The following is a 22,245-nucleotide window of genomic DNA, read 5'->3' as shown; positions in this document are numbered from 1 at the left end:
TGTAGTGAAATTGTAGGGGCAACCCCCCGTGGTTGCCCGTGAAATGGGCGTTCACAGGGGATCGCCCCTACAGTTAATCGGCACTTACCATCCACACATGCACCACGGCGGCGTTCAGCTCGCCTTCGCCCAGGCCGCGCTCGGTGATAAACAGGCGGCCGCCTTCAGCGTCGAAGGCCATGCCGCCCATGTTCCAGCAGCAGGGATTGGGCAGGTAGAGCTGCTCCGGCTGCCACACGGCGTAGGGCAGCACGCTCCAGGGATCGGCTTCGCCCAGGGCGACCCGTCCCAGCTCCCCGGTGTCGTAGAACAGCACCTGGCGGGAATACGGGCCGCAGTGGTAGCCGCGGCTCTCGTTGCAGTACAGGTCGCATTCGCCGGGCAGCGGCTCGGCTTCGCATTCCGAGTCATCCACCGTATCGCCGCAGTAGTAGCAGTTGGTGCTGCCCTTCAGCCCTACGACGGCGATCGCAGCCCGGTCGCCCGCTTGAACGAAAGCCGCGCCGGTCCAATCGTCGCACATGCTGAAACCGGGGAAATCGCAGTCCGTGGGCTCGCCGCCAACGCCGATGTCCGGCCCGGCGCAGCCGGGATATTTCACGCGGTAATACAGCATGGGCAGGGCGTCCAGATCTCCGCCGGGATCGTCGCTGTCCCAGGCGCGAAATGCGATCAGCGTGGGTCCCTGCGAACCGCCGGCGACGCTGCCCTCACCGTCGAGTCCCGGCGAATCCGGCGGCGCGGTGCCGCGGGCGCGCCCGGTGACCAGCGTGCGCCCACCTAAATACAGGTCGGCGTAGGATTGGGGCACGGTGAACAAATACGAACCCATCTTGATCCCGTGGAAAGGCGGTTGATCCGGTCCGACGTGGAACATGCCCCGGGCATTCGAGCCGTCCAGATCGCTGAACCAGACCGTGGGGAAGGATGCGTCGCCGAAGCTGCCTTCCGGATACCATTCGTCCAACGAACCGTAGAGCTTGTCGCTCGATTGCGAACCCTGCGCCGGCACGTAGGCGATACCGCTGACGAAGCTGTAGGCCTCGTGCACCGTCTGAACCAGGCCGCCGTCGAAGACCGCCATGCCCTGCAGGAACTCGGCCGTGGGCAGCGCCTCCCAGTCGGAGTCGCTGCCCGGCGCGGGGATGGCGACCTCGGCGAAGTAGGCCTCACAGCCCGTGCTGCCTTCGTAGCAAGGTTCGAAATTGCCGTCGAGCAATCCCTGGAAGCCGGTGACGAACAACGATCCCGAGCCACCATCACCGCCGGGATGATACGAAAGGCCCAGCGCGCCCCAGGCGAAGTCGTCCGGCAGGCGGAAGGCGCCCTGGTAGACGAAATGCTCGGGCATCAGGCGGTTGGCGGGCACGGGTCCGCTGTCACGGATGACGCTCTCGCTTCCCTCGTCGTCCGGTGCTTCGATGGGAGAGGAATCATCGACGGTAGAAACGGTGGGGATCGGGGCGTTGCACGAACTGCTGACCACACTCAAGATTAGAACGATGACCAGCAGCATTGCGCTGTGTTGAATTCTTCTGAGCTTCATCGCGGGCCTCCAAATACGAATCATGGATGTGGATTAAAGCATTTCCACAAATCCGGGGCAATCAGCCGCTGGGACTAAAAAAGGGAAAGAAAAAACCTGAAAGGTCCGGGTAACCTTTCAGGTCTTCAGCTCGTTCTGTGGCGACGGGCAGACTCGAACTGCCGACACGAGGCTTATGAGTCCCCTGCTCTACCAGCTGAGCTACGTCGCCGTGGCTGCGTCTGAATTCTAATCAAGAACGGTGCGGCTTGCAAGGTTCGCGCCTCGATCGAAGCAATTCGTCCGCGATGCCTTGATTTATGCCGTCGAGGTACTACAATAATTTTCGTGCCCGTGACTCTTCTGTAGATATTCCGTCACACTTGGAAGCGAACATGATTCCGGAACCCGATACGCCAGTACGCAAATCAGGCACCGCACGGCTCGTCTTCGGCGCATTCTATCTGTTGGCCGCCGTACTCCTGTGGCTCAATTCTCCCTGGGGCATCGGCGTGTACCACGATTCGGTCTTCTATCTCTCCTCGGCCGAGAATTTCGTGAATGGGGTGGGGCTGTCGTGGTTCGCCGATGGTGGGACACTGCGCCCGCTGACGCACTTCGCGCCGCTCTACCCGCTGACGCTCGTGCCCGGAATCGCGTTGGGCGCGGGGTCCAGCAGCGTTGCCCGCATACTCGCCGCGCTGTTCTACGGCGCCAACGTCGCACTGCTGGGCTGGGTCATCTTCCGCATCACGCGCCGTCTGTGGCTGGGCGTCCTGACCGCCGCCCTGGCGCTGATTTCCTCGGTGCTCCTCGGCGTGCACCTGCTGGCCATGTCCGAACCGCTGTTTCTGCTGACCGCAGTCGCCTGCCTGGCCGCGCTGACCCTCTACCTTACGACCGGTGAGCGCCGTGCGTTCTACTTCGCTATCGTGCTGGCGGCACTGAGCTACCTCACGCGCTACATCGGGCTGGTCGTGCTGGGAACCGGCGCGTTGAGTCTGCTGCTGCTCGGGTCGCGCCCGCTGCGCAAACGTTTGCAGGAGGCGATCGTCTTCGGCCTGGCCGCCTTCGTGCCCATGGCGTTGTGGATGGCGCGCAACCTCATCCTCACCGGTTCGCTGACCAACCGCACGTTGATTTTCCACCCGCCGCAGCCGGCCAAGCTCAAACAGTTCATCGCCACCGTGGTAGGCTGGGTATCGCCTTTCCGTTTGACCGCGGCGGGGACGATTCTCATCCTGCTGGGTTTCGCCGCACTGCTGGGGATGCTGCCCTACCGATCGTGGAAACGGCGCAGATCCGCACCCGATCCGGTCTTCGTTTTCAGCGGGACGGCCGTCCTGTTTGCGCTGCTCTATCTCGCCTCGCTGGCCTTTTCGGTGACGTTCTTCGACGCCTCGACGCCATTCGATGACCGCATCCTCTCGCCGCTGTACGTGGTCTTCCTGCTCCTGGTCGTGCTGGCGACGCATCAAACGCTTGCCGGACATCGCGCCTGGACGGCGCTGGCTGCGATCATGCTCGTCCTACTTGCCGTGGTTCAGGCGCCCGGGGCATGGCGGCAGTTGACCACGCTGCGGGAAGAGGGCATCGGTTTCACCAGCCGGGCCTGGCAGGAATCGGAAACCATAGCCTGGGTGGACTCTCTGCCCGGGAAGGCGACGATCTACAGCAACGAGAAGTCGGCAATCGACTTCCTCACCCCGCAGCGCGCCTACGCCATCCCCGAGAAGACCGATCCGGTGAAGGCGGAGCTGCGCGACTACTACGAGGAATCCATGCAGACGATGCGGGAACGGCTGTCCGCGACGGATGGCTATTTGATCGTCTTTCACGCCGGTCGCTTACGCGCCGGGATGCCTACCCTTGGGGAGATCACGGCCGGATTCGAGCTGGTTTCGGTCTTCGACGATACCCGAGTTTATGCCGCCTCGAGCGGTATCAAATGACCGGCTGACCCGGCGGATCGACGTCCGCAGGAATCGTTCACCCGACTTTTTTTGGTGTGCGCCGGTAATGCCAAGGAGTTGTACGCATGCAAAATCCAACCCCAACGCCTTCCAAAGCGAGCAACAAGCTTTCTGCCTTCCTCACCAGTCCGGAGCGCTCCTGGTGGGTTGGGCTGATTCTGCTCGCTGCGGCGCTTTCCCTTTTCACCGTGTACGACCAGGTTTTTCACCGCGTCGGTGAAGAATTCATCTGGGAGGAGCAGCTGCGCTTTCAACGCTGGGTCGTGGAGGGCACGTCGGTCGATCCCTGGCAGTACCGCATCTTCGTGCCTTATCTGATCGAAGGCGTGCGCGAGATCATCAAGGGTTTGGGTTTCGCGGCTTCCTACGCCAAGGTGTTCTTTGCGCTGCGCCTGCTGCAGAATTTCCTGATCTTCGTCGCCGCCGCCGGCTTTCTGCGGCGCCTGGCGATCAAACGCTCGCACACGGCGATCGCCCTGGTGATCCTGGCCTGGAGTTTCACCTATTCGGGATTCCAGAGTCATCTCGGCTTCGACACCTACTTCGACATCCTTTTCTACGTCCTCGCTGTCTATCTCCTGCTGCGCGGCTCGCTGCGCTGGATTGTTCCGCTCGCCATCCTGGCGGCTTTCAACCGGGAAACATCGCTATTCATTCCTTTCATCGTTTTTGCGGCGGGACTGCGCATACGGCCCAGGATTTCGATCGAACGGGAACACGCCATCGTCGGTGCGGCTTCGCTCGCCTTGATGGTCGTGATCATCGTCACGGTGCGTCTGATCTACGGTCCCAGGCCGTTTCTGGAGATCGCCGTCCCGGGCTGGGATTTGTTCGTGCGCAACCTCACCAGCGTCGACACCTATTTCTACTTGTTTGCCACGTTTTCCGCCGTCCCCGTCATCGCCCTGCTGCGAATCAAAGAATGGCCTCCGCTGCTCGTGCGTATTCTGTGGCTCATGCTGCCCGTCTGGGTGGTGATCCACCTCTTCATGGGCGTCGCCTCGGAAGCGCGGTTGTTCCTCGTGCCGTACGTACTCGTCTTCCTGCCGGGCGCCTTCGTACGCCGTGAGCAGGTTCGCCCGGGTGAGGCTCCACCGGCTGCGTCGATCGGTGATGCCCAAGTATGAAGAAAGTCGTCGCTTTCCATCCCCTGCTGTTCGCCGCTTACGCCGTGCTGGCGATGTACGCCAACAATCTCGGCCAGGTCGCCTTCACCGACGTGCGCCGTGCCTTGCTCGTCTGCGTGCTCACCGCAGGGCTGCTGCTGGTGTTGATGCGTTTATTATTTCGTGATTGGGGCAGGGCGGCGATCGTGACCACGTTGGCCTTGATCCTCTTTTTCTCCTACGGGCATTTCTATTCCTGGATCAAGACCTTTGCCTTCGGCCGAGTCGTCGGCCGGCACCGCTACCTGCTGCCGCTTTCCATACTCCTGCTGGTGGGCTTGTCCTGGATCTTGATGCGCTCGAAGGAACGCCGCCGCAGCGTGAACCGCTTCTTCAACGTCGTCAGCGGGGTGATCCTGATATTCCCACTCATCTCCACCGTCGGGTTTGGGCTGCAGGCGAATTACGCCAACCGCTTCCTCGAGGCGGAAGAGCCGAGTGCAAGCCCGCAGATCTCGGCCGCCGCAGGCAACCCGGACGTGTACTACATCATTCTCGACGGCTACGCCCGGGCGGATATTCTGGCGGAGCTGTACGGCTTCGACAATTCGGAATTCCTTGATTTTCTGCGCGATCGGGGATTTACCGTAGCCGGCAAGAGCACGAGCAATTACATGCAGACGCACCTCTCTATGAGTTCGGCGTTAAACATGAAATACCTCGATGATCTTGCGGCGCAGATCGGCGCCCGCTCGACGAACGTCCAACCGCTGGGTGCTTTGTACAGCGCCAGCGCGGTGCGGCGTAATTTCGAAGCACTCGGCTATCAGATCGTGGCCTTCGAACATGGTTATGGCATGCTGGAGATGCGCGACGCCGATCTGTTTATGACCTCCTACGACGTGCCCGTCGGCCAGGCCTCACCCTTCTTCCTGGAGGCCAGCGTCAACGCATTTGAAAGCCAGCTGATCGAATCCACCGCGATACGGGCGGCGCTGGATCTCTACACCATCCGGCAGGAAAGCATCCAGCAGGCGGTCATCGATCCCGCCTATCAACTGCACCGCAACCGCATCCTGTACACCTTCGAGCATTTACCGGATATCGCCGCCATGGAGGGCGATTACTTCGTCATGGCGCACATCGTGGCGCCGCATCCCCCGTTCGTCTTCGGACCGAACGGCGAAGAAGTCTACAACACCCGCGGTTATTCCATGGCCGACGGCGATTTCTACGTCGGCACGCCCGAGTATGTCGAAGGGTACCTGAATCAAGTGATCTACGTCAACAAGCTGGCCGAACGAATGATCACGCAGATCCTGGAGGCTTCCAGCACGCCGCCTGTCATTATCCTGCAATCCGATCACGGACCCGGCTCCCAGCTGATCTGGGAATCTGCGGACGATTCGCTACTGCGCGAACGTATGTCGATCCTCAATGCCTATTACCTACCGGGGAACGTATCGGATGCAATCTATCCTTCGATCACGCCGGTCAACTCGTTCCGGGTGATCTTCGATCTATATTTCAGCGCGCAATACGAACTGCTGGCCGATCAAAATTATTTTTCCACCGCCAGCCATCCCTACGACTTCATCGAGGTGACCGATCGAGTTCAGGATTGAATGGGTGGCTGGCGATGCGTTTCGACTCGTGCGAGATTCGCTGGGCGCAGCGTCACGTGTGAAAGAATTGTATGTTCTTCTCCAATGTTGGAGAGTTGGGGTAGAATTTATTTTTGGTCGCCGGTCAAATCTCCAGGTGGACGTTTATCTTCCACCCGCGACCACGAGCTTTTTCGTCGAATCCCTTCAGCTTCCACGGAGGGTAAGGAGCATCCATGATCGAAGTAAAGAACGTGAGTAAATCGTACGACAGCATCGAGGCTTTGCGAAAAGCGTCCTACAAAATTGCCAACGGCGAAAACGTCGGCTTGCTGGGTCCCAACGGAGCCGGGAAAACGACGATGATCAAGATCCTCACGGGCTACCTGCAGCCGGACGAAGGTGATGCCACGATCGACGGCATCGACGTGCTCGAAAAGCCGCAGGAAGTCCAGGCTCGCATCGGCTACCTTCCCGAAAGCGCACCGCTCTATCCGGAACTCAGCGTCCAGTCCTACCTGCAGATGATGGCCGATCTGCGCCAGATCCCGGAGACGGAGAAAGCGGATCGCATGCGCGATGCGATTCAGGCCACCGGCCTGCAGGATTACATCGTGCGGCCCATCGGCCAGTTGAGCAAGGGCTTGCGTCAGCGGGTGGGATTGGCCCAGGCAATCCTGCATCATCCTCCAATCCTGATCCTGGACGAACCCACGATCGGGCTGGATCCGACGCAGATGGTCGAAGTGCGTTCGTTGATCCGCCGTCTGTCCAAGGAGAGCACGATCCTCTTCTCCACCCACATCCTTTCCGAGGTGGAGGCGTTGTGCGATCGGGTCATCATCCTGATCAACGGCGAGATCCGGGCCGATGCGCGGCTCTCCGAATTGGCGGCGACTTCGAACGTTGTGTTGGTGCTCGATAAAAGAGTCAAAGGCGCGCAAGAGTCCCTGAGAGGGCTGGCGAACGTCCAGGATCTGGAAGTCACGAGAAACCAGGACGGGCACACGCAGTACTACATACACAGCCAATCGGGTAAGGAAGCCGCCGATCTCTGCCCGGCGATCTTCCAGCTGGCGCGTCATGAGGATTGGCCGCTGCGCGAACTGCGCCCCGACCGGCAGACACTCGAAACGGTTTTCAACGAACTAGCGACGACGGGGTGAGGTTGACATGAGACAGATTTATTCAATTCTACGAAAAGAACTGAGCGGCTACTTCGGCTCGCCGATGGCGCTGATCTTCGTCGGGTTCTTCCTGGCGGCTGCGCTGTTTTCGTTCTTCTGGGTGGACGCATTCTTCGCCCGCGGCATCGCCGACGTACGGCCGCTTTTCCGCTCCATGCCGCTTTTGATGATCATCCTCGTCGCGGCGCTGACCATGCGCCAGTGGAGCGAGGAGCAGCGCTCGGGCACGCTGGAGATTCTGCTCACACTGCCCGTCTCCCACATCCAGCTCGTGATCGGTAAATTCCTGGCCGTGGTGACCCTGGTGGTCGTGGCCCTGGTTTTGACGCTCACCTTGCCCATCACCGTCGCCTTGCTCGGCGATCTGGATTGGGGGCCGGTGGCCGGTGGATATCTGGCCGCCATCCTGCTGGCCTGCAGCTACACCGCGATCGGCCTGTTCGTCTCCTCCCGTACCGATAACCAGATCGTGGCGCTGATGGCGACGGTTTTGATCTGCGGAGTCTTCTACCTGCTGGGTTCGAGCGGGATCACGGACCTGCTGCCGGATGCGTCGGCGGAGTTGGTGAAATCGATCGCCACAAGCAGCCGCTTCGAAAGCATCGAACGAGGTGTGATCGACCTGCGCGACCTGGTGTACTACCTCTCGTTGACCGGCGTGTTCCTGGTCCTCAACGTCGCTTCGCTCGATCGCATCCGTTGGAGCACGGGTTCGAGGACGCTCGAGCATCGCAAGAACGCCAACCTGGTCACCGCGCTGGTGGTCGTCAATCTGGTCTTCGTCAACGTGTGGATGTACCCTCTGCGGGGCGCCCGCCTCGATCTCACCGAACAAAAAGAGTACAGTCTCTCGCAGGCGACGCGTGATCTGTTGGCCGATCTGCAGGAACCGCTGCTGATACGCGGCTACTTCAGCGAGAAAACGCATCCGCTGCTCGCGCCGCTGATCCCCCAGATACGCGACATGCTGCGCGAATATCAAATCGCCGCAGGCGGTAAGCTTGAAGTGGACATCGTCGATCCGGCAACGGATCCGGATATCGAAGCCGAAGCCAACCAGACCTACGGCATCCGGCCGACCCCGTTCCAGATTTCCGGACGCTACGAGGCTTCGGTGATTAACTCCTACTTCAACATCCTCATGCGCTACGGAGATCAAAGTGTGGTCCTGAATTACGGCGACCTGATCGAGGTGGAGACCCTACCGGACAACACGCTCGACGTCCATCTGCGCAATCTCGAATACGATCTCACCCGTTCGATCAAGAAAGTGGTGTACGGTTTTCAAAGCGTCGACGCCGTGCTGGCCGCCATGAGCGAACCGGCGACTCTGACGCTGTATGTGACGCCGAGCACCGTCCCCGAAGATCTGCGGGACAGCATCAGCACCGTCCAGACGGTTGCCGGAGAGATCGAAGAGCAGTCTCCTGGAAAATTCGAATACCGCGTGGTCAACATGGATACGGATACCACGGTCACCCAGCAGGATTTGTACGATCGTTACGGACTGCAGCCGATTGCCGTGGAACTCTTTTCCGACGAGGTTTTCTATTACTACATGGTTCTGGAAGTCGGCGATGAAGTCGAAATCATCTATCCGACCATGGACATGACGGAAGGCGATATCCGCGCCAACATCGAATCGGCGCTCAAACGCGCCTCGCCGGGGTTCTTGAAGGTGGTCGGCCTCTGGGTTCCGCCGGCGATTCCCACGCAGGACATGTTTGGCAACACGCAGAATCCGATTTCAACGTGGAACATGATCAGCACGCAGCTGCGTCAGGACTACGAAGTGCAGTCCGTCGACCTTTCCAGCGGCAGCGTTCCGACGGATATCGAAGTGCTGGTATTGGTCGGTCCGCAGAATCTCAGCGATGTGGGGGTCTTTGCCGTCGATCAGTTCCTGATGCGCGGCGGTTCGGTGATCGTGGCCGCGGGACTCTACGGGATTCAGGTGGACCAGATGTCGGGGGGTCTCGGGCTGGTGCCACTCAGCGGTACGCTGCACGATTGGCTGGCAAGCTTCGGCATCACGGTCGAGCCGTCCCTGGTGATGGATCCGCAGAACGAGCCTTTCCCCGTCCCGGTGATGCGGAACGTCGGGGGCATGACGGTGCAGGAAATCCAGCTCATCGATTACCCCTTCTTCGTCGACGTGCGCCAGGACGGCATGGACACCGACAGTCCCATCGTCTCCAATTTGCCCGCCATCACGGTGCATTGGACTTCTCCAATCACGGTGGCCGAAGAAGTAAACGCCGAGAGGGACGTGCACGTACTGCTGCAATCCAGCCGGCGTTCTTGGTTGAAATACGACACGATTATCCAGCCGAACTTCGACTTCTACCCGGATAACGGATTTGGGGTCGGGGAAGATCAGCAATCCTATCCGCTGGCCGTTTCAGTCGCCGGGGTGTTCGATAGCTACTTCAAGGACCAGCCGGTTCCCATAACACAGGACACGGGCACGGAGGAGGGGGAGCCGCAGGGCGTTGTCACGCGCATCGATACCTCCGCCGAATCCGCACGCCTGGTGGTCGTCGGCAGCAGCGAGTTCCTCGATGACGCCGTTCTGGGCCTTTCCAGCGACATGTCCGGCGAGCGCTACCGCAACAATCTTCAATTCGTCCAAAACGCTGTGGATTGGAGCGTGGAGGATCTGGATTTGCTGGATATCCGCGCCCGCGGCATGCAGGTTCGCGTGCTGGAGCCCATGGTCGAGGGCGAACAGTCGCTGTGGGAGGGATTGAATTACGGCATCGCATTGATTGCGCTACTCGGCATCGGCGTAGTGTGGAACCACAGGAGAACGCACGAAGAACCGATGTTCTCGTTCAAGGAGACCCTCACCAAGTCTTCCCGGCGATCAAAGGACTGAGGTTGAATGATGAAAAAGAATATACAGATACTCAGCATACTCTTGGTACTCCAGATCGCGTTGACGGGCGTCGTCTTCTGGCCGCGATCCGCAGCCGCGCCCGAAAGCGGCGAACCGCTGCTGCCGGACTTGTCCGCCGATGAAGTTCAGCAGATTTTCATCGAGGACGGAGATGGGGACGCAATCACGCTCGCCCGCACCGAAGCCGGCTGGGTGCTTCCCGACATCGACGATTATCCGGTCCTCAGCGACAAGGTCGACACGTTGATCGACGGGCTGTTGGCCATCGATACCAGCCGGCTGATCGCCCAAACCGAATCCAGCCAGCGGCGTTTGAAGGTGGCCGCGGACGAATTCGAGCGCAAGATCGTGTTGTCTTCCGCGGCGGCGACGCTGCGCACGATCTACCTCGGTTCTGCGCCCAGCTTCGGCAGCGCACACGTGCGCCTGGAGGGGGACCTCGATATCTATCTCACCGATGCCATCGCGGCGCATCAGGCAAACGCCGACGCCGCCTCCTGGGTCGACACGGTCTATCTCAGCGTACCGCGGGAAGAGATCCAATCGATTCGTCTCAAGAACGCCAACGGCACTTTCGAATTCGAGAAGGACGAGGAAGGGAACTGGAACCTCGTCGGCCTGGCGGAGGGCGAGCAGCTCAACGCCTCGGCGATGTCGAATCTCGAAACCCGGGCCGCATCGATCAACATGACGGAACCCTTGGGTTTGGAAGATGAGGCTGCCTTCGGGCTGGCCGAACCGCTGGCCACGCTGATGATCGAAACGGCGGACAACACGATCACGCTACACGTGGGCGCATACGATGAGGAAAGCAGCAGCTACGTGGTGAGCTCGTCTGAGTCGCCGTACTACGTGCGTGTCTCCGAGTTCGCTGCACAGTCTTTGGTCGAAAATACGCGCGATGATTTCGTCCAGCTGCTGCCCACCGCCACACCCGAGGTGGTGACCGAGGAGGTCCCCGCGGAAGGTGAGGGGACGCCCGGCACAGGAGAAGCTACCGCGGAAGCCACACCCACGTTGGAGGCGCCGCCCACACCCGGAGCGACGAGCGGCGAGTGATTTCCACTTTATAAAATGAATGGGTAACGAGACGAGGGCATGAAGGCGCCCTCGTTTTTCGTTTGATGAGTTTGTGTCACGGACGGACACCTTGTTGACATTTTTCTAACCTTTCGTTGATGTTCATCTAACCTTCCGGGCGTATGATGAAAATTGAAAGAAAATCTGTACCAATAACGATTGGGAGGTGTAGCAATGACAGAACTTACACGTTGGCAGCCTTTTCGGGAAATGCGCAGCATGCACAACATGCTCGATCGTTTGATGGATCAGTCTTTCTACACTCCGGTGTTCGAGACGAATGGTCACACCACATTGATCCCCATTGACGTCTATCAAACGGACGAGGAAGTGCACGTCAAGGCAACCGTGCCGGGATTGAAACCGGAGGACATCCAGATTTCGGTCACGGGTGACACCCTGAGCATCAGCGGAGAGACCGAGTCCGAGCACGAGGAAAAGGATCGTGATTATTTCGTGCGCGAGCGCCGCATGGGTAGTTTCTCCCGCAGCATCACCTTGCCGGTCGGCGTGGACGCCGACAAGGCAAAGGCGGATTTCGAGGACGGCGTGCTTACCATCACGCTGCCGAAATCTGAAGCCGAGAAACCCAAGATGATCTCCGTAAAGTCCGTCAAGGCAAAGTAATTTCAATCGACCCACGATTGATGAGGCAGGGCCCGAGTCAGCTCGGGCTCTGCGCTTTTAACGGGTTTGAGGAGCGATGTTTGTAGGCGAGGTGCCGGGGTTCACTTTGCGGCGTACACGCAGTGCGGTAGGCCTTGAACCTGGGATATAATGCGGTCATTGCCGTGTGCCGGTTTTCTTACGCTGATTCATTCCGGCATCGCACGGATTCTGCAGCGGTACCCGATTTCGAAATCGAGGAGCGAAGTGATGCGCCCACAGTTCAAGATCCTGAGCGACGATCTGATTCAAACCATCCTGGAGGAAGCCCACGCGCTGCTGCTCGATCCCGGCGTGCGGGTTCACAATCAAGAAGCCTTGGAGCTACTGGCGGAAGGCGGCGCGCAGGTCGATTTTGATTCGCAAATCGCAGCCATTCCGGAAAAGATGGTGCAGACAGCGCTGGATACGGCGCCATCCGACTTCGACCTGTACGACTTCGATGGCCGACCGGCCGTGCATTACGGCGGGGACGCGGTGCATTTCGATCCCGGTTCGGCTGCGATCAATCTGCTCGACCATGAAACTCAAACGCAGCGTCCACCGCTGACGCAAGACTTCGTGCGTTTCGTACAACTGGTGGAAGTCCTCCCCCAACTGGATGCCCAGAGTACGGCGCTGATCTGCGCCGACGTGCCGGAGGAAATCGGCGATCTGTACCGTCTCTATCTGGCGTTGAATTTCATCCGCAAGCCGATCGTCACCGGGGCGTTCCGCAAGGATACCTGGTGGACGATGCGGGAGCTGCTGGTAACCAGGGTGGGGGGCGAAAAGGATCTGGCGCAGAAGCCGGTTGCGGTTTTCGACGTATGCCCCTCTCCCCCGCTGCTCTGGAGCGATCTCACCTGCCAGAATCTGATCGACTGCGCTCGAGCCAACATTCCCGCCGAGCTGGTTTCCATGCCGTTGGCCGGCGCCACCGCGCCGGTCACCCTGGCGGGGGCCGTCGTGCAGCACGCCGCGGAATGTTTGAGCGGCGTGGTGATTTGCCAACTGGCAAACGCGGGTGCGCCGATCGTGTGGGGCGGTTCTCCCGCGGTCTTCGACATGCGTACGGGAACCACTCCCATGGGCGCCATGGGCACCTGGATGATCGACTGCGCCTACAGTCAGGTGGGCAAGTCGCTGAGTCTTCCCACGCACGCCTATCTGGGCATGACCGACTCCAAGATCGTCGATGCGCAGGCGGGTATGGAAGCCGCCGGCGGGACGATCCTGGCTGCGCTGGCAGGCATCAACATGGTTTCCGGCGCGGGTATGATGGACTTCGAGAGCTGCCAGAGCTTCGAAAAACTGGTGCTCGATGCCGAAATCATCGGCATGGCCAAACGCTTGCTCGCCGGAATCGAAGCGCGCGAAGAAACGCTGGCGCTGTCCGTCATGCGCGAACTGGGTCATCGGGCGGACTACCTCACTCATCCGCAGACTCTGCGCTGGTTCAAGGAAGAGTTTTACATCCCCTCTCAGGTCGTCGATCGAGGATCCCTGGACGCCTGGGAACGGTCGGGAAAACACTCGGCCGCGCAGCGTGCGGCTGCGAGAGTCGAACAGCTTTTAAAGGACTACAAACCGCTCGCGCTTACGGATGAGATGCGCGCGGAATTGCGGCAGATCACGGCCAAAGCGGCGCAAAGCTTCGGCATGACTGAGCTGCCTGCGCTCGATATATTTGGAGAGTAAACGAGGAGTGAATCATGACAGATGATCTTCTAACGCAGCTCACGCAGGCCGTGCTCGTCGGGGATTACGAAGCCGCTGCGAAATTGACCCGGGACGCCCTCGCTGCGGGAATGGAACCGCTGACGGTGATCGACCGGGGGCTGGTGCCGGGGATGGATCAGGCGGGAGAGAAATTCTCCAGCGGAGAATATTTCCTGCCCAATCTTCTCATCGCGGCCCGAGCCATGCAGGAATCGATGGACATCCTCGAGCCCGAGCTTCTCTCTCGAGACGAACATATGGCCAACGCAGGAACGGTCGTCATCGGCACGGTCCACGGCGACATCCACGAAATTGGGAAGTCGCTCGTGGGCACGATGTTCACCGCCAACGGCTTCAAAGTTTACGACCTGGGCGTCGACGTACCCGTCGAGACCTTTGTGGACTGCGTGCGCGATACGAACGCCGACATCCTGGGATTGTCTGCCTTGTTGACCACGACGATGGTCGTCCAACGCGAAGTGATCGAAGCGTTGTCCGTGGCGGGGTTGCGCGAAGACGTGAAGGTTCTGGTTGGAGGTGCGCCGGTCAGTGCGGCCTGGGCGCAGGAAATCGGCGCCGACGGATACGCCGCAGACGCCGTGGCGGCGGTACGTTTGGCGCAGCAGGTGCTGGGCCGGACGCCGGATTCAGAGTAGGGAGGTATTGCTCGAATTCCTTGACGATAAACAACGCGAGCGTCTGATTTGCGCATAGCCATTGAAGGCATATTAAGTGCCCGGTCGATATTCGTCCGGGCACTCATCTCGTTTTGGTAGAACCAATCGTTCGTTTTTACGCGGATGTTCAACGCAGGGTGAGGTTACCCACGCCACCGTTGAATGTGATCGTTATCCTGTGCGCGGCGTCATCGAAATTCGATGATTCCCAGACTCCGCTTTCGCCGACGACGCGGTCTTCATCGGTGCTCGTGTGGCTGTACGAACCGGGGACGTTGATGTTGCCCACGCCGATTTCACCGATCAGTTTCACGCCGACTCCCGGCGGAACGACGATGATGGTGTCACCGACACCGCCTTCGATGTCGAGAGCCGCATCGATGCCGTCTTCGAGGCGCAGTTCCACACGCCCGACGCCGACCTCAACGTCCACCGAATATTTCGAACCGGTCGCCGGCAGGGTGATGGTCATATCGCCCACGCCGCTGTCGATCTGGAGATTGATGATCTCGAGTTGGCTGAAGTCGAGCCCGGATTCCCCAACGCCGCCGTCGATGCTGACGTTCAACGGAATCGCAGGCGACAGGGCGACGTCCCAGCGCAGATTCTGATCCTCGAAGATGTCGAACCAATTGAAACTCAGATTGTGCTCCTGTTCGCTCAGGCGGATGATTTTCTCCTGCTCGCCGCGGACGGAGAATTCCAGGTCGCCGAGATGGGTGATTTCCGCTTCCAACAGATTGGTGGAATCCTCCAGCGCCTCGATCGTGGTTTCGCCGAGACTCAGATCGAGGTCGATCTGTGCAGTTTCGGCGGCGCCCAGCGGTTCGGCGATGACGTCCGTCGTGGCGCTTGTCGAGGGGACAAATCCCATCTGGGGACCTGCGAGTGCCAACACGAGCGCCAGGGCGACGACGCTGATGCCGATCGCTCCCCCGATGAGCCGCGATTGCCGACCGAGCATGATATCCAGGCCGATGGCGATCAAGAATATCGGCCAAAATCGGAGCAGCGTCAGCCAGCCTTCCCTGGGGATGAGATTGAGATTCGCCAACAGCCAGAGCAGCCCGACGCCGATGAATACGATCGGCCAAAACAACGAACGATAACGGAATGTCCTTTCTTTTTCTTCCATCTTCTATCCCTCTTCCTCAATTTCTTTGAACTCGCTCGAATCCGATGCTTTCCGCGTCGGGATCAGGCCCAGCTGCTCCGCGACCATGTAGAGGCCGGCGACGATGAGGATTGCCGGCCAGACGACCCGATGGGTTCTGGCGCCGCTGATGTGGAAAATCATCTCGAAGAACAGCCCGCCGAGATTTCTCCCCTGAGGCCGGAAATGTACAAGCCGATGCCGACGGACGTGGGGAATATCAACGCCCAGGCATACGCCCAGCTTTCCCAGTGATTGGTGATGCTCTGGTACAGGAGAAGCAAGCCTGTCGTGGTGATGATGCTCCCGGGAATCGCCAGCGGGGCGGCATTCTTCCCGCCTTGTGCCATGAAGTAGAAAAAGGCCAATCCCGGAACGATGATAAAGAAGGGCCACAGGAAAAATCCCAATCGAACGTTGAAGATCTCTCCGAGCAGCAAGATTGCACCCAGCCCGATCAAGACTGCACCGATCAGCGAATTTAATCGGTATTGTTTCGTGCGATTGTCCATGAAAAACTCCTCTCGTATATGATATCCCAAGTGTTGCGGAATACGTCACTTTCTATTTCTATTTACGTATGATTCGTGTTTTACGTCGCGCCGACCGAGCCGATGGACGAAACCCGGCTGCCTTCTCATGCATACGTGCCGTGAAGACCATTTACCTTCTGTGGTGCTGTGTGATATTCTCTATCTGTCCGCGACTACGATTCTTGCGAGGAAGTCCAGCATGGCAGCTCATGATCCGCATTCGTACGTCAAACCCCAACAAGCAACAATCAAGCACATCGATTTTAAACTCAACGTAGATTTCCCGTCGAAGACCATCCAGGGACAGGCGGTATATCACCTGGATAAATCGCTGAAGGGATCGCTGTACCTCGATAATCGCAAGGTGCAGATCGTACGCATTCACACCGATGGGAAAGACATCGAATGGGAGATGGATAAGCAGGATCCGATCCGCGGCCAGCGTTTGCACCTCAAAAGACTCAAAGGGATCTGTTCGTTCGTGATCGATTTCGTAACCGATCCGCAGGCGGACGCGCTGCAATGGCTCAGTCCGCAGCAGACTTTAGGCGGTGAACATCCCTACCTCTTCAGCCAATGCCAGGCGATCAACGCGCGCAGTATTTTCCCCTGCCAGGATTCTCCCTCCATCCGATTCACCTACAGCGCCGAAGTCGTGGTGCCGCGCCCGATGATCGCCGTGATGGCTGCCGCACCGCAGACGATCCAGACCGAAGGAGATTTAAACCGCTGTCGTTTCGAAATGCCCCAGCCCATCCCTTCGTATCTGTTTGCGCTTGCTGTGGGGAAACTCAGCTCGCGGGAGTTGGGGCCGCGCTGCCGTATATACGCTGAAGAAGAGATCGTCGAGGATGCAGCCTGGGAATTCGCGGAGACCGAGGATAAATTGATCGAAGCGGAAAAAATGCTCGGGCCTTACGAATGGGAGCGTTATGATCTTCTCGTCATGCCGCCTTCATTTCCATACGGCGGCATGGAAAACCCGCGTCTGACGTTCCTAACGCCGACCGTCATCGTGGGCAATCGCTCGTATACCCACCTGGTGACTCACGAGATGGCGCATTCATGGACGGGCAATCTGATCACGAATGCGACCTGGGAAGATTTTTGGCTGAACGAGGGTTGGACGACCTACGTGCAGATGAGGATCGACGAAGTCCTGCAGGGCCGGGACTATGCGCAGATGAAGATCGAGTTGGGGCGCGGGTCGATGTTCGCCGCCATGCAGCGCTTCGGCATGGAATCGGAGAACACCAAATTGAACTACGACATGTCCGGCGTCGATCCGGACGATGTGTTTTCTACCGTCCCCTACTACAAAGGCCAGGCGTTCCTCGAGAAGTTAGAGAACGCCGTCGGACGGGAACGTTTCGATGCTTTCATCAGCAAGTACATCGAAAGCTTCAAATTCCAATCTCTCTCGACCGAGGCGTTCCTGTCGTTTTTAAAACAGCAGCTTCCCGAAGCCGTCAAAGCGGTGGACGTAAAGAAATGGATATACAAACCCGGTTTTCCCGACGACGCACCGCAGACGAAGTCGAAATTGATCGATGAGGTCGATGCGTGCGTGGCGGCCTATCGCAAGGGAAAACTTCCAACCGGCGATGAAGTACGCAATTGGAATCCGGATCAGGTCAATTTGTTCCTGCGCCGAGTGATGGGGACGCTTCCCCTGGAGCATAGCCGTCATTTCGAAAAGATCTTCGATCTCTCGGCCGGCAGGGACTATGCGTTACTCAGTCAATATCTCGCTCTGGCGGTTCGCAGCGGGGACGAGGAAATTCTGCCCCGAATCGAAGCCTACATCGAGCATGTCGGCCGAGGTATATTCTTGCGGCCCATCGTGCAGGCGATGGCGGAAACGGCGTGGTCGCGCGATCTCGTCCGGCCGATCGTGGAACGCTATCGAGACTGCTATCATCCCCTGACCGTGCGCTTGTTGGAACGCATCCTCACAGAAGCGGGTGTGTGAGTACGCGCAGGGGTGCCGCGTAGATCGCCCGGAAGCATCTCTGAAAGCGAAGATTCTTAAACCGTAGTTGAAACCATAAAAGCCGGAGGGAGGTGGCCGCATTATGTCCAAGGGCATTCGAAAATGGATCGATGGACCGAGAGTTTTTTTCGAGCGCCTCGTTGTCGCGCTGTTCATCACCGACCACGATCGCACGACTCGCTGGGTTAGCCGCATCTGGTACGCGGGACTCTACTTGTTTGGCGCCGCAGTCTGGGGATTTTTCTTGAACTGGGGCAGGATCGCCTTCGACATCCACGACTGGACCCAGGAGGGGCCTCGTTATTACTTCATCCGCCAGGCTCTGCTTGCGGGGAAATTTCCCTTGACCATCGGGTCGGACCTGGCTTCGACCCCGAACTTCCTGGCCATCCCGGACACGATCATCTCCCCGCAGATCGTCCTGCTGCGATTTATGGAACCGGGCATGTTCGTGCTCGTCAATAGCCTGTTCTTGTACACGCTCGGCTTCATCGGATTACTGCTGCTGCGGCGGAAGTTCAATTGGTCCGCCGTTACCTTCTCGTTCGTTTTCTTGCTTTTCAGCTTGAACGGCCATCCCATCGCCCAGGTCGCGGTCGGCCATTCGATGTGGGTCAGCTACTTTCTGCTGCCGTACTTCGTGCTGCTGGTCTACACGTTGATCGAAGGGAAAGCAGGCTGGAAGTGGGTCACGCTCATGGCGCTGCTGGTGTTGGGCGTCAACCTGAACGGAGGTTTCCACTTCGTCAACTGGATCCTGCTGTTTTTATTATTGTTGGGTCTCACCTCGCGCCGCTATCTGGCGCCGGTTCTGAAGGCGATCTTTTTCAGCGTGCTGGTGAGTCTGCCGCGCATTCTTCCCGCGGCGCTGGAGTTCGGCGGGGAGGGGCGCAGTTTCATCTCGGGTTTCTTCTCGCTGACGGACATGCTTTCGGCGTTCGTCACCTTGAAACCACCGGAGCAGGCGCTGAACGGCATGTATTCGGCCTTCGGCTGGTGGGAGGCCGACACGTACACCGGTACGCTGGGCCTGCTGATCCTGATTGTCTTTGGAATCTATCTGACCCTGCGGGATTCGACGGACGAATCCGCCGATCACCCGCGTTTGATGGGCGCAATGTTGGCGATGGCGGTACTCTCGCTGGGGAAAGTCTTCCAGCCCATCGCGATGCTGCCCATCCCGCTGGCGGATGCAGAGCGCGTTTCCTCGCGCTTCATCATCGTGCCCGTCGTGTTCCTGATGGTGCTGGCCGGCATCGCCCTCGAACGTTTCCTGCATGCCCGCAGTTGGGGTCTGGGGACTCGAATCGCATCGCTGCTCGTCCTCGGCGTCACGGCGCACGACCTGTTGCAGCACGCGCGCATGTGGCGCGTAGAGAACATGTATTTATTGTTCCCATCCACACCGGTCGACATCCGCGCTGCGGTGCTCGCGCAGGCTGACCCGCGGTACGTCAGCGCGCTGATGATCGGCCTGGGCGCCGCTGTGGTAACGCTCGTGTTCCTGCTGGTCATGATCCGTCGAGAAAATGGGCACGATGCGAAAGTCGTATTATGAAGAAGAGTTAGCGTGGATTGCGTTGTAAATCGTGTTCCAGGCTGCAACGCTTCGGTTATACTCTACGTATAGTGGAATAGATGCAATACGCATTAAGACAACCATCATTCGGGGAGGTCGAAATGGCAAAGAAGAAGGAAGAAAAGATGGAAGAGGAAGTACAGGAAGAGAAAGTAGAAGAAGGCAAAGCAGAAGACAAGAAAAGCAATGAGATCGTCCAGGAATTCCGCCGACTCGGGGATAACTTGAAAGAGACGATCGAGGCCGCATGGGAAAGCGATCAGCGCAAGAAGCTCAGCACGGACATCAAGGAAGGCCTGCGTCAATTGAGTGATTCGATCGAGAAGGCCGCCACGGATATCGGTGAGAAACCTCAGGTGCAGAAGCTGCGCGACGATGTCGACGATCTGGCGGCGCGCGTTCGCAGCGGGGAAGTCGGTGATAAAGCTCGGACGGGATTGAAATCCGCGCTCGACAAGATCAACACCGAACTGGAGAAGACCTCCTCCTCACTTCGCGGTGTGAAGGAAGAAGGGGAAACCGAGGAACCTGCGGAAGAATCAAAGTCCGAGGAATAGGTATCCAGATCGTTCGTCGTTCGTAAAACGGACCGGCCAGGATCGTTCGACGTCCTTGGCTGTTACTTGATGATGCAATTCGAGACGCCGTATGGCGTCTCGAGTGGTTAATCATGGATCGTCGATCTACGCCTCCCGTCCAGTTGCATCTTTACGTTTCCTGTACAATCCTGTTTGAAGGGAACGATATCCTGGAGGTGGGTATGCAGCAACGGATCGGTTACATCGGGCTGGGATTGATGGGCAAACCGATGGCACGTAACATCCTCGAGGCGGGTTACCCGCTTACGGTGCACAACCGCAGCCGGGACGCTGTGGATGAGTTGGCCGCGGCTGGAGCGCAGGCGGCGATGTCTCCGCATGAAGTGGCGCAGGCGAGCGACGTGGTTTTCACCAATCTGCCGGATTCCCCCGACGTCGAGCAGGTGGCCCTGGGTCCGGAGGGAATTCTCGAGGGTGCCCACGAGGGCATGATCTTCATCGACAACAGCACGATCAAACCGGAAACGGCGCGGAACATCGCCCAGCGTTTCGCGGCGGCCGGAGTGGATGCCCTGGACGCACCGGTGTCCGGCGGCGACGTCGGCGCCAAGGCCGGCACGTTGGCCATCATGGTCGGTGGAAAACGGGAATCGTTCGAAACCGTCGTGCCGATTTTGAAGGCCATCGGGAAAACCATAACGTACGTCGGGGATAGCGGCGCAGGGCAGGTGGCCAAGGCCTGCAATCAAATCATGGTCGCGGCGCAGATGGTCGCCATGGGGGAACTGCTGCTTCTGGCGCAGAAGACAGGAGTGGATCCGCAGCGGGTCGTGGAGGCGATCCGCGGCGGGGCTGCGGGATGCTGGACGTTGGACAACAAACCTCAACGCCTGTTTGCCGGCGAACGCCGTCCGGGCTTCAAGGCCTACATGCAGCACAAGGACCTGGGAATCGTGTTGGACACGGCTCGAACCTACGGCATGCCCCTGCCGGCCACGTCCGGGATCATGCAGCTCTACGAGTCCATGCTTCAATTGGGGATGCGCGAGTTGGACAATTCGGCGGTGATCGGCGTCCTGGAGGCCATGGCCGGAGAGCCTTTGGCGGCGAGCAAAAGTTGAAGCGCCGAGATCAGCTCGGTTTCGGGGTGCGATCGTAATAGGGATTTTTACCGGTCGCCGAGAGCGGGATGCCCATCACGAAATCGGCATCGATCATTCCGATCTTGCGCGCCACCACACCGACGCGGTACATGATGCGGTTATCGACGTTCATCAAGCCCGCCATCTTGACCGCCGAACCAAGGGCGATGCCCATGTCGAGAATACGCAGCGCACACTGCGGCCCCTGGAATTCGCCGTCCGTAGTGTTCGGCAGCAGACATATCTCCTCGCCGCAGGCGGCGCAGTTCAGTCCCAACGTCTCGGCGTCCTTCAAGCCGATCAGCACGACGCGACGGTTCGTAACCCTTCCATGCTCAACCTCCAGAATTGACCGTTCTCTTCTTCGAATCAAAAAAACGTCCGGGTAGTCCTGTGTTTCGCTACTTCACGACAACTTCGTATGTGATTTCAGCTTCGCTGCTCACGGTCGCCGCCACCGAGCAATATTTCTCCAGAGAAAGACTCGCCGCCTGTTCCGCGTCTTTCTGCTTGAGACCTTCTGCAGCGACCTCGTAAATCAAATGGATTTTGCGGAACGTGTGCGGCGGCTCGGCTTCCTGAGAGGCTTGAACGCGAACTTCTACGCTGCGGAGCTCGTAGCGTTTCTTCTCCAGGATCGCAACCACTCAGCGATGCGCTTCAGGGGCTCGGGGACTTCGGGAGTTTCGGGGGCGTTGCGCTCCCGGTTGGCGACCCGAGCCCTGGCGGCTCTCCGTTTGATGGACCGCAGTTTTGCGTCACGGGGCCATATCTTCAAACCTCGGGATGCGAATCGCCTCGCCCCTCTCCAGTCGCCCCTTCTCAGCCTCTGCTGCGCGAGCTGCCGATACCTGTGCACGATGCGCCCGATCCCGGCCCTAGCTTGGG

The 22,245-nt window shown here is 59.0% G+C and carries 19 protein-coding genes and 1 tRNA gene; 13 read left to right on the top strand and 7 right to left on the bottom strand.

The genetic code is table 11. The features are described 5' to 3' along the window. Nucleotides 1–73: 73 nt before the first annotated feature. Nucleotides 74–1,546: a hypothetical protein gene (locus P8Z34_13835; protein MEJ2551754.1), complete on the bottom strand. Its 1,473-nt coding sequence runs from the start codon at nt 1,544–1,546 to the stop codon at nt 74–76. A gap of 138 nt (nt 1,547–1,684) precedes the next feature. Continuing rightward, a tRNA-Met gene (locus P8Z34_13830) sits at nt 1,685–1,757 on the bottom strand. Nucleotides 1,758–1,920: 163 nt separating this feature from the next. On the opposite strand from P8Z34_13830, the gene P8Z34_13825 reads away from it, so the two are divergent. The 9 genes from P8Z34_13825 (at nt 1,921) to P8Z34_13785 (ending at nt 14,397) form a co-directional block, all read left to right on the top strand. After that, complete coding sequence (locus P8Z34_13825) at nt 1,921–3,477, top strand: hypothetical protein (protein MEJ2551753.1); 1,557 nt, start codon at nt 1,921–1,923, stop codon at nt 3,475–3,477. An 86-nt stretch (nt 3,478–3,563) separates the two neighbouring features. Continuing rightward, a complete protein-coding gene (locus tag P8Z34_13820) occupies nt 3,564–4,625 on the top strand; it encodes a hypothetical protein (protein ID MEJ2551752.1) in 1,062 nt (353 codons plus the stop codon). Continuing rightward, entirely contained in the window at nt 4,622–6,229 is a 1,608-nt protein-coding gene (locus P8Z34_13815; protein ID MEJ2551751.1) for a hypothetical protein, read from the top strand. Before P8Z34_13820 ends, P8Z34_13815 begins: the two co-directional genes overlap by 4 nt. Before the next feature lie 215 nt (nt 6,230–6,444). Further along, nucleotides 6,445–7,374: an ATP-binding cassette domain-containing protein gene (locus tag P8Z34_13810; protein ID MEJ2551750.1), complete on the top strand. Its 930-nt coding sequence runs from the start codon at nt 6,445–6,447 to the stop codon at nt 7,372–7,374. A gap of 7 nt (nt 7,375–7,381) precedes the next feature. Next, nucleotides 7,382–10,273, top strand: a complete 2,892-nt coding sequence (locus tag P8Z34_13805; GenBank protein ID MEJ2551749.1) for a Gldg family protein — start codon at nt 7,382–7,384, stop codon at nt 10,271–10,273. 6 nt (nt 10,274–10,279) lie between these two features. Further along, nucleotides 10,280–11,353: a DUF4340 domain-containing protein gene (locus tag P8Z34_13800; protein MEJ2551748.1), complete on the top strand. Its 1,074-nt coding sequence runs from the start codon at nt 10,280–10,282 to the stop codon at nt 11,351–11,353. A gap of 195 nt (nt 11,354–11,548) precedes the next feature. Further along, nucleotides 11,549–12,001, top strand: coding sequence for an Hsp20/alpha crystallin family protein (locus P8Z34_13795; GenBank protein ID MEJ2551747.1), 453 nt, complete (start codon nt 11,549–11,551; stop codon nt 11,999–12,001). A 249-nt stretch (nt 12,002–12,250) separates the two neighbouring features. After that, nucleotides 12,251–13,720, top strand: coding sequence for a trimethylamine methyltransferase family protein (locus tag P8Z34_13790; protein ID MEJ2551746.1), 1,470 nt, complete (start codon nt 12,251–12,253; stop codon nt 13,718–13,720). A gap of 14 nt (nt 13,721–13,734) precedes the next feature. Further along, nucleotides 13,735–14,397 carry a corrinoid protein gene (locus tag P8Z34_13785; protein ID MEJ2551745.1) on the top strand — a complete coding sequence of 221 codons (663 nt, stop codon included), beginning with the start codon at nt 13,735–13,737 and terminating at the stop codon, nt 14,395–14,397. Between the two features lie 148 nt (nt 14,398–14,545). Here the strand turns inward: P8Z34_13785 and P8Z34_13780 are convergent, their stop codons facing one another. From P8Z34_13780 to P8Z34_13770, 3 genes are read right to left on the bottom strand one after another with little or no spacing between them, the layout of a single operon-like run. Then, nucleotides 14,546–15,553, bottom strand: coding sequence for a LiaF-related protein (locus tag P8Z34_13780; GenBank protein ID MEJ2551744.1), 1,008 nt, complete (start codon nt 15,551–15,553; stop codon nt 14,546–14,548). Nucleotides 15,554–15,556: 3 nt separating this feature from the next. Then, nucleotides 15,557–15,715: a hypothetical protein gene (locus tag P8Z34_13775; protein MEJ2551743.1), complete on the bottom strand. Its 159-nt coding sequence runs from the start codon at nt 15,713–15,715 to the stop codon at nt 15,557–15,559. After that, nucleotides 15,712–16,083, bottom strand: a complete 372-nt coding sequence (locus P8Z34_13770) for a hypothetical protein (protein MEJ2551742.1) — start codon at nt 16,081–16,083, stop codon at nt 15,712–15,714. Before P8Z34_13770 ends, P8Z34_13775 begins: the two co-directional genes overlap by 4 nt. A 220-nt stretch (nt 16,084–16,303) precedes the next feature. On the opposite strand from P8Z34_13770, the gene P8Z34_13765 reads away from it, so the two are divergent. The 4 genes from P8Z34_13765 to P8Z34_13750 all read left to right on the top strand — a co-directional run bounded on the left by P8Z34_13765 (nt 16,304) and on the right by P8Z34_13750 (nt 21,336). After that, a complete protein-coding gene (locus P8Z34_13765; protein ID MEJ2551741.1) occupies nt 16,304–18,076 on the top strand; it encodes a M1 family metallopeptidase in 1,773 nt (590 codons plus the stop codon). Between the two features lie 103 nt (nt 18,077–18,179). Then, nucleotides 18,180–19,655, top strand: coding sequence for a hypothetical protein (locus P8Z34_13760; GenBank protein MEJ2551740.1), 1,476 nt, complete (start codon nt 18,180–18,182; stop codon nt 19,653–19,655). Nucleotides 19,656–19,777: 122 nt separating this feature from the next. Further along, entirely contained in the window at nt 19,778–20,233 is a 456-nt protein-coding gene (locus tag P8Z34_13755; GenBank protein ID MEJ2551739.1) for a hypothetical protein, read from the top strand. A gap of 203 nt (nt 20,234–20,436) precedes the next feature. Continuing rightward, entirely contained in the window at nt 20,437–21,336 is a 900-nt protein-coding gene (locus P8Z34_13750) for an NAD(P)-binding domain-containing protein (GenBank protein MEJ2551738.1), read from the top strand. A gap of 10 nt (nt 21,337–21,346) precedes the next feature. Here P8Z34_13750 and P8Z34_13745 read toward each other — a convergent pair whose 3' ends face one another. Together P8Z34_13745 and P8Z34_13740 are read right to left on the bottom strand one after the other, a co-directional pair. After that, entirely contained in the window at nt 21,347–21,664 is a 318-nt protein-coding gene (locus P8Z34_13745) for a DUF2148 domain-containing protein (GenBank protein MEJ2551737.1), read from the bottom strand. A 94-nt stretch (nt 21,665–21,758) separates the two neighbouring features. Then, on the bottom strand, nt 21,759–22,004 hold the full coding sequence (locus P8Z34_13740; protein ID MEJ2551736.1) for an OsmC family protein: 246 nt from the start codon (nt 22,002–22,004) through the stop codon (nt 21,759–21,761). Nucleotides 22,005–22,245 lie beyond the last annotated feature (241 nt).

The organism is Anaerolineales bacterium (assembly GCA_037382465.1).
In the GTDB taxonomy this organism is placed as follows: Bacteria; Chloroflexota; Anaerolineae; order Anaerolineales; family E44-bin32; genus WVZH01.
This window is presented reverse-complemented; position numbering and strand designations above follow the sequence as displayed.

What these genes read in the sequence shown, in the direction of transcription:
- P8Z34_13755 (MEJ2551739.1), top strand. Translation starts at nt 19,778, where the DNA reads ATGGCAAAGAAGAAGGAAGAAAAGATGGAAGAGGAAGTACAGGAAGAG.
- P8Z34_13835 (MEJ2551754.1), bottom strand. Translation starts at nt 1,546, where the DNA reads ATGAAGCTCAGAAGAATTCAACACAGCGCAATGCTGCTGGTCATCGTT.
- P8Z34_13795 (MEJ2551747.1), top strand. Translation starts at nt 11,549, where the DNA reads ATGACAGAACTTACACGTTGGCAGCCTTTTCGGGAAATGCGCAGCATG.
- P8Z34_13810 (MEJ2551750.1), top strand. Translation starts at nt 6,445, where the DNA reads ATGATCGAAGTAAAGAACGTGAGTAAATCGTACGACAGCATCGAGGCT.
- P8Z34_13765 (MEJ2551741.1), top strand. Translation starts at nt 16,304, where the DNA reads ATGGCAGCTCATGATCCGCATTCGTACGTCAAACCCCAACAAGCAACA.
- P8Z34_13825 (MEJ2551753.1), top strand. Translation starts at nt 1,921, where the DNA reads ATGATTCCGGAACCCGATACGCCAGTACGCAAATCAGGCACCGCACGG.
- P8Z34_13800 (MEJ2551748.1), top strand. Translation starts at nt 10,280, where the DNA reads ATGATGAAAAAGAATATACAGATACTCAGCATACTCTTGGTACTCCAG.
- P8Z34_13815 (MEJ2551751.1), top strand. Translation starts at nt 4,622, where the DNA reads ATGAAGAAAGTCGTCGCTTTCCATCCCCTGCTGTTCGCCGCTTACGCC.
- P8Z34_13785 (MEJ2551745.1), top strand. Translation starts at nt 13,735, where the DNA reads ATGACAGATGATCTTCTAACGCAGCTCACGCAGGCCGTGCTCGTCGGG.
- P8Z34_13775 (MEJ2551743.1), bottom strand. Translation starts at nt 15,715, where the DNA reads ATGATTTTCCACATCAGCGGCGCCAGAACCCATCGGGTCGTCTGGCCG.
- P8Z34_13760 (MEJ2551740.1), top strand. Translation starts at nt 18,180, where the DNA reads ATGTCCAAGGGCATTCGAAAATGGATCGATGGACCGAGAGTTTTTTTC.
- P8Z34_13780 (MEJ2551744.1), bottom strand. Translation starts at nt 15,553, where the DNA reads ATGGAAGAAAAAGAAAGGACATTCCGTTATCGTTCGTTGTTTTGGCCG.
- P8Z34_13750 (MEJ2551738.1), top strand. Translation starts at nt 20,437, where the DNA reads ATGCAGCAACGGATCGGTTACATCGGGCTGGGATTGATGGGCAAACCG.
- P8Z34_13790 (MEJ2551746.1), top strand. Translation starts at nt 12,251, where the DNA reads ATGCGCCCACAGTTCAAGATCCTGAGCGACGATCTGATTCAAACCATC.
- P8Z34_13820 (MEJ2551752.1), top strand. Translation starts at nt 3,564, where the DNA reads ATGCAAAATCCAACCCCAACGCCTTCCAAAGCGAGCAACAAGCTTTCT.
- P8Z34_13805 (MEJ2551749.1), top strand. Translation starts at nt 7,382, where the DNA reads ATGAGACAGATTTATTCAATTCTACGAAAAGAACTGAGCGGCTACTTC.
- P8Z34_13770 (MEJ2551742.1), bottom strand. Translation starts at nt 16,083, where the DNA reads ATGGACAATCGCACGAAACAATACCGATTAAATTCGCTGATCGGTGCA.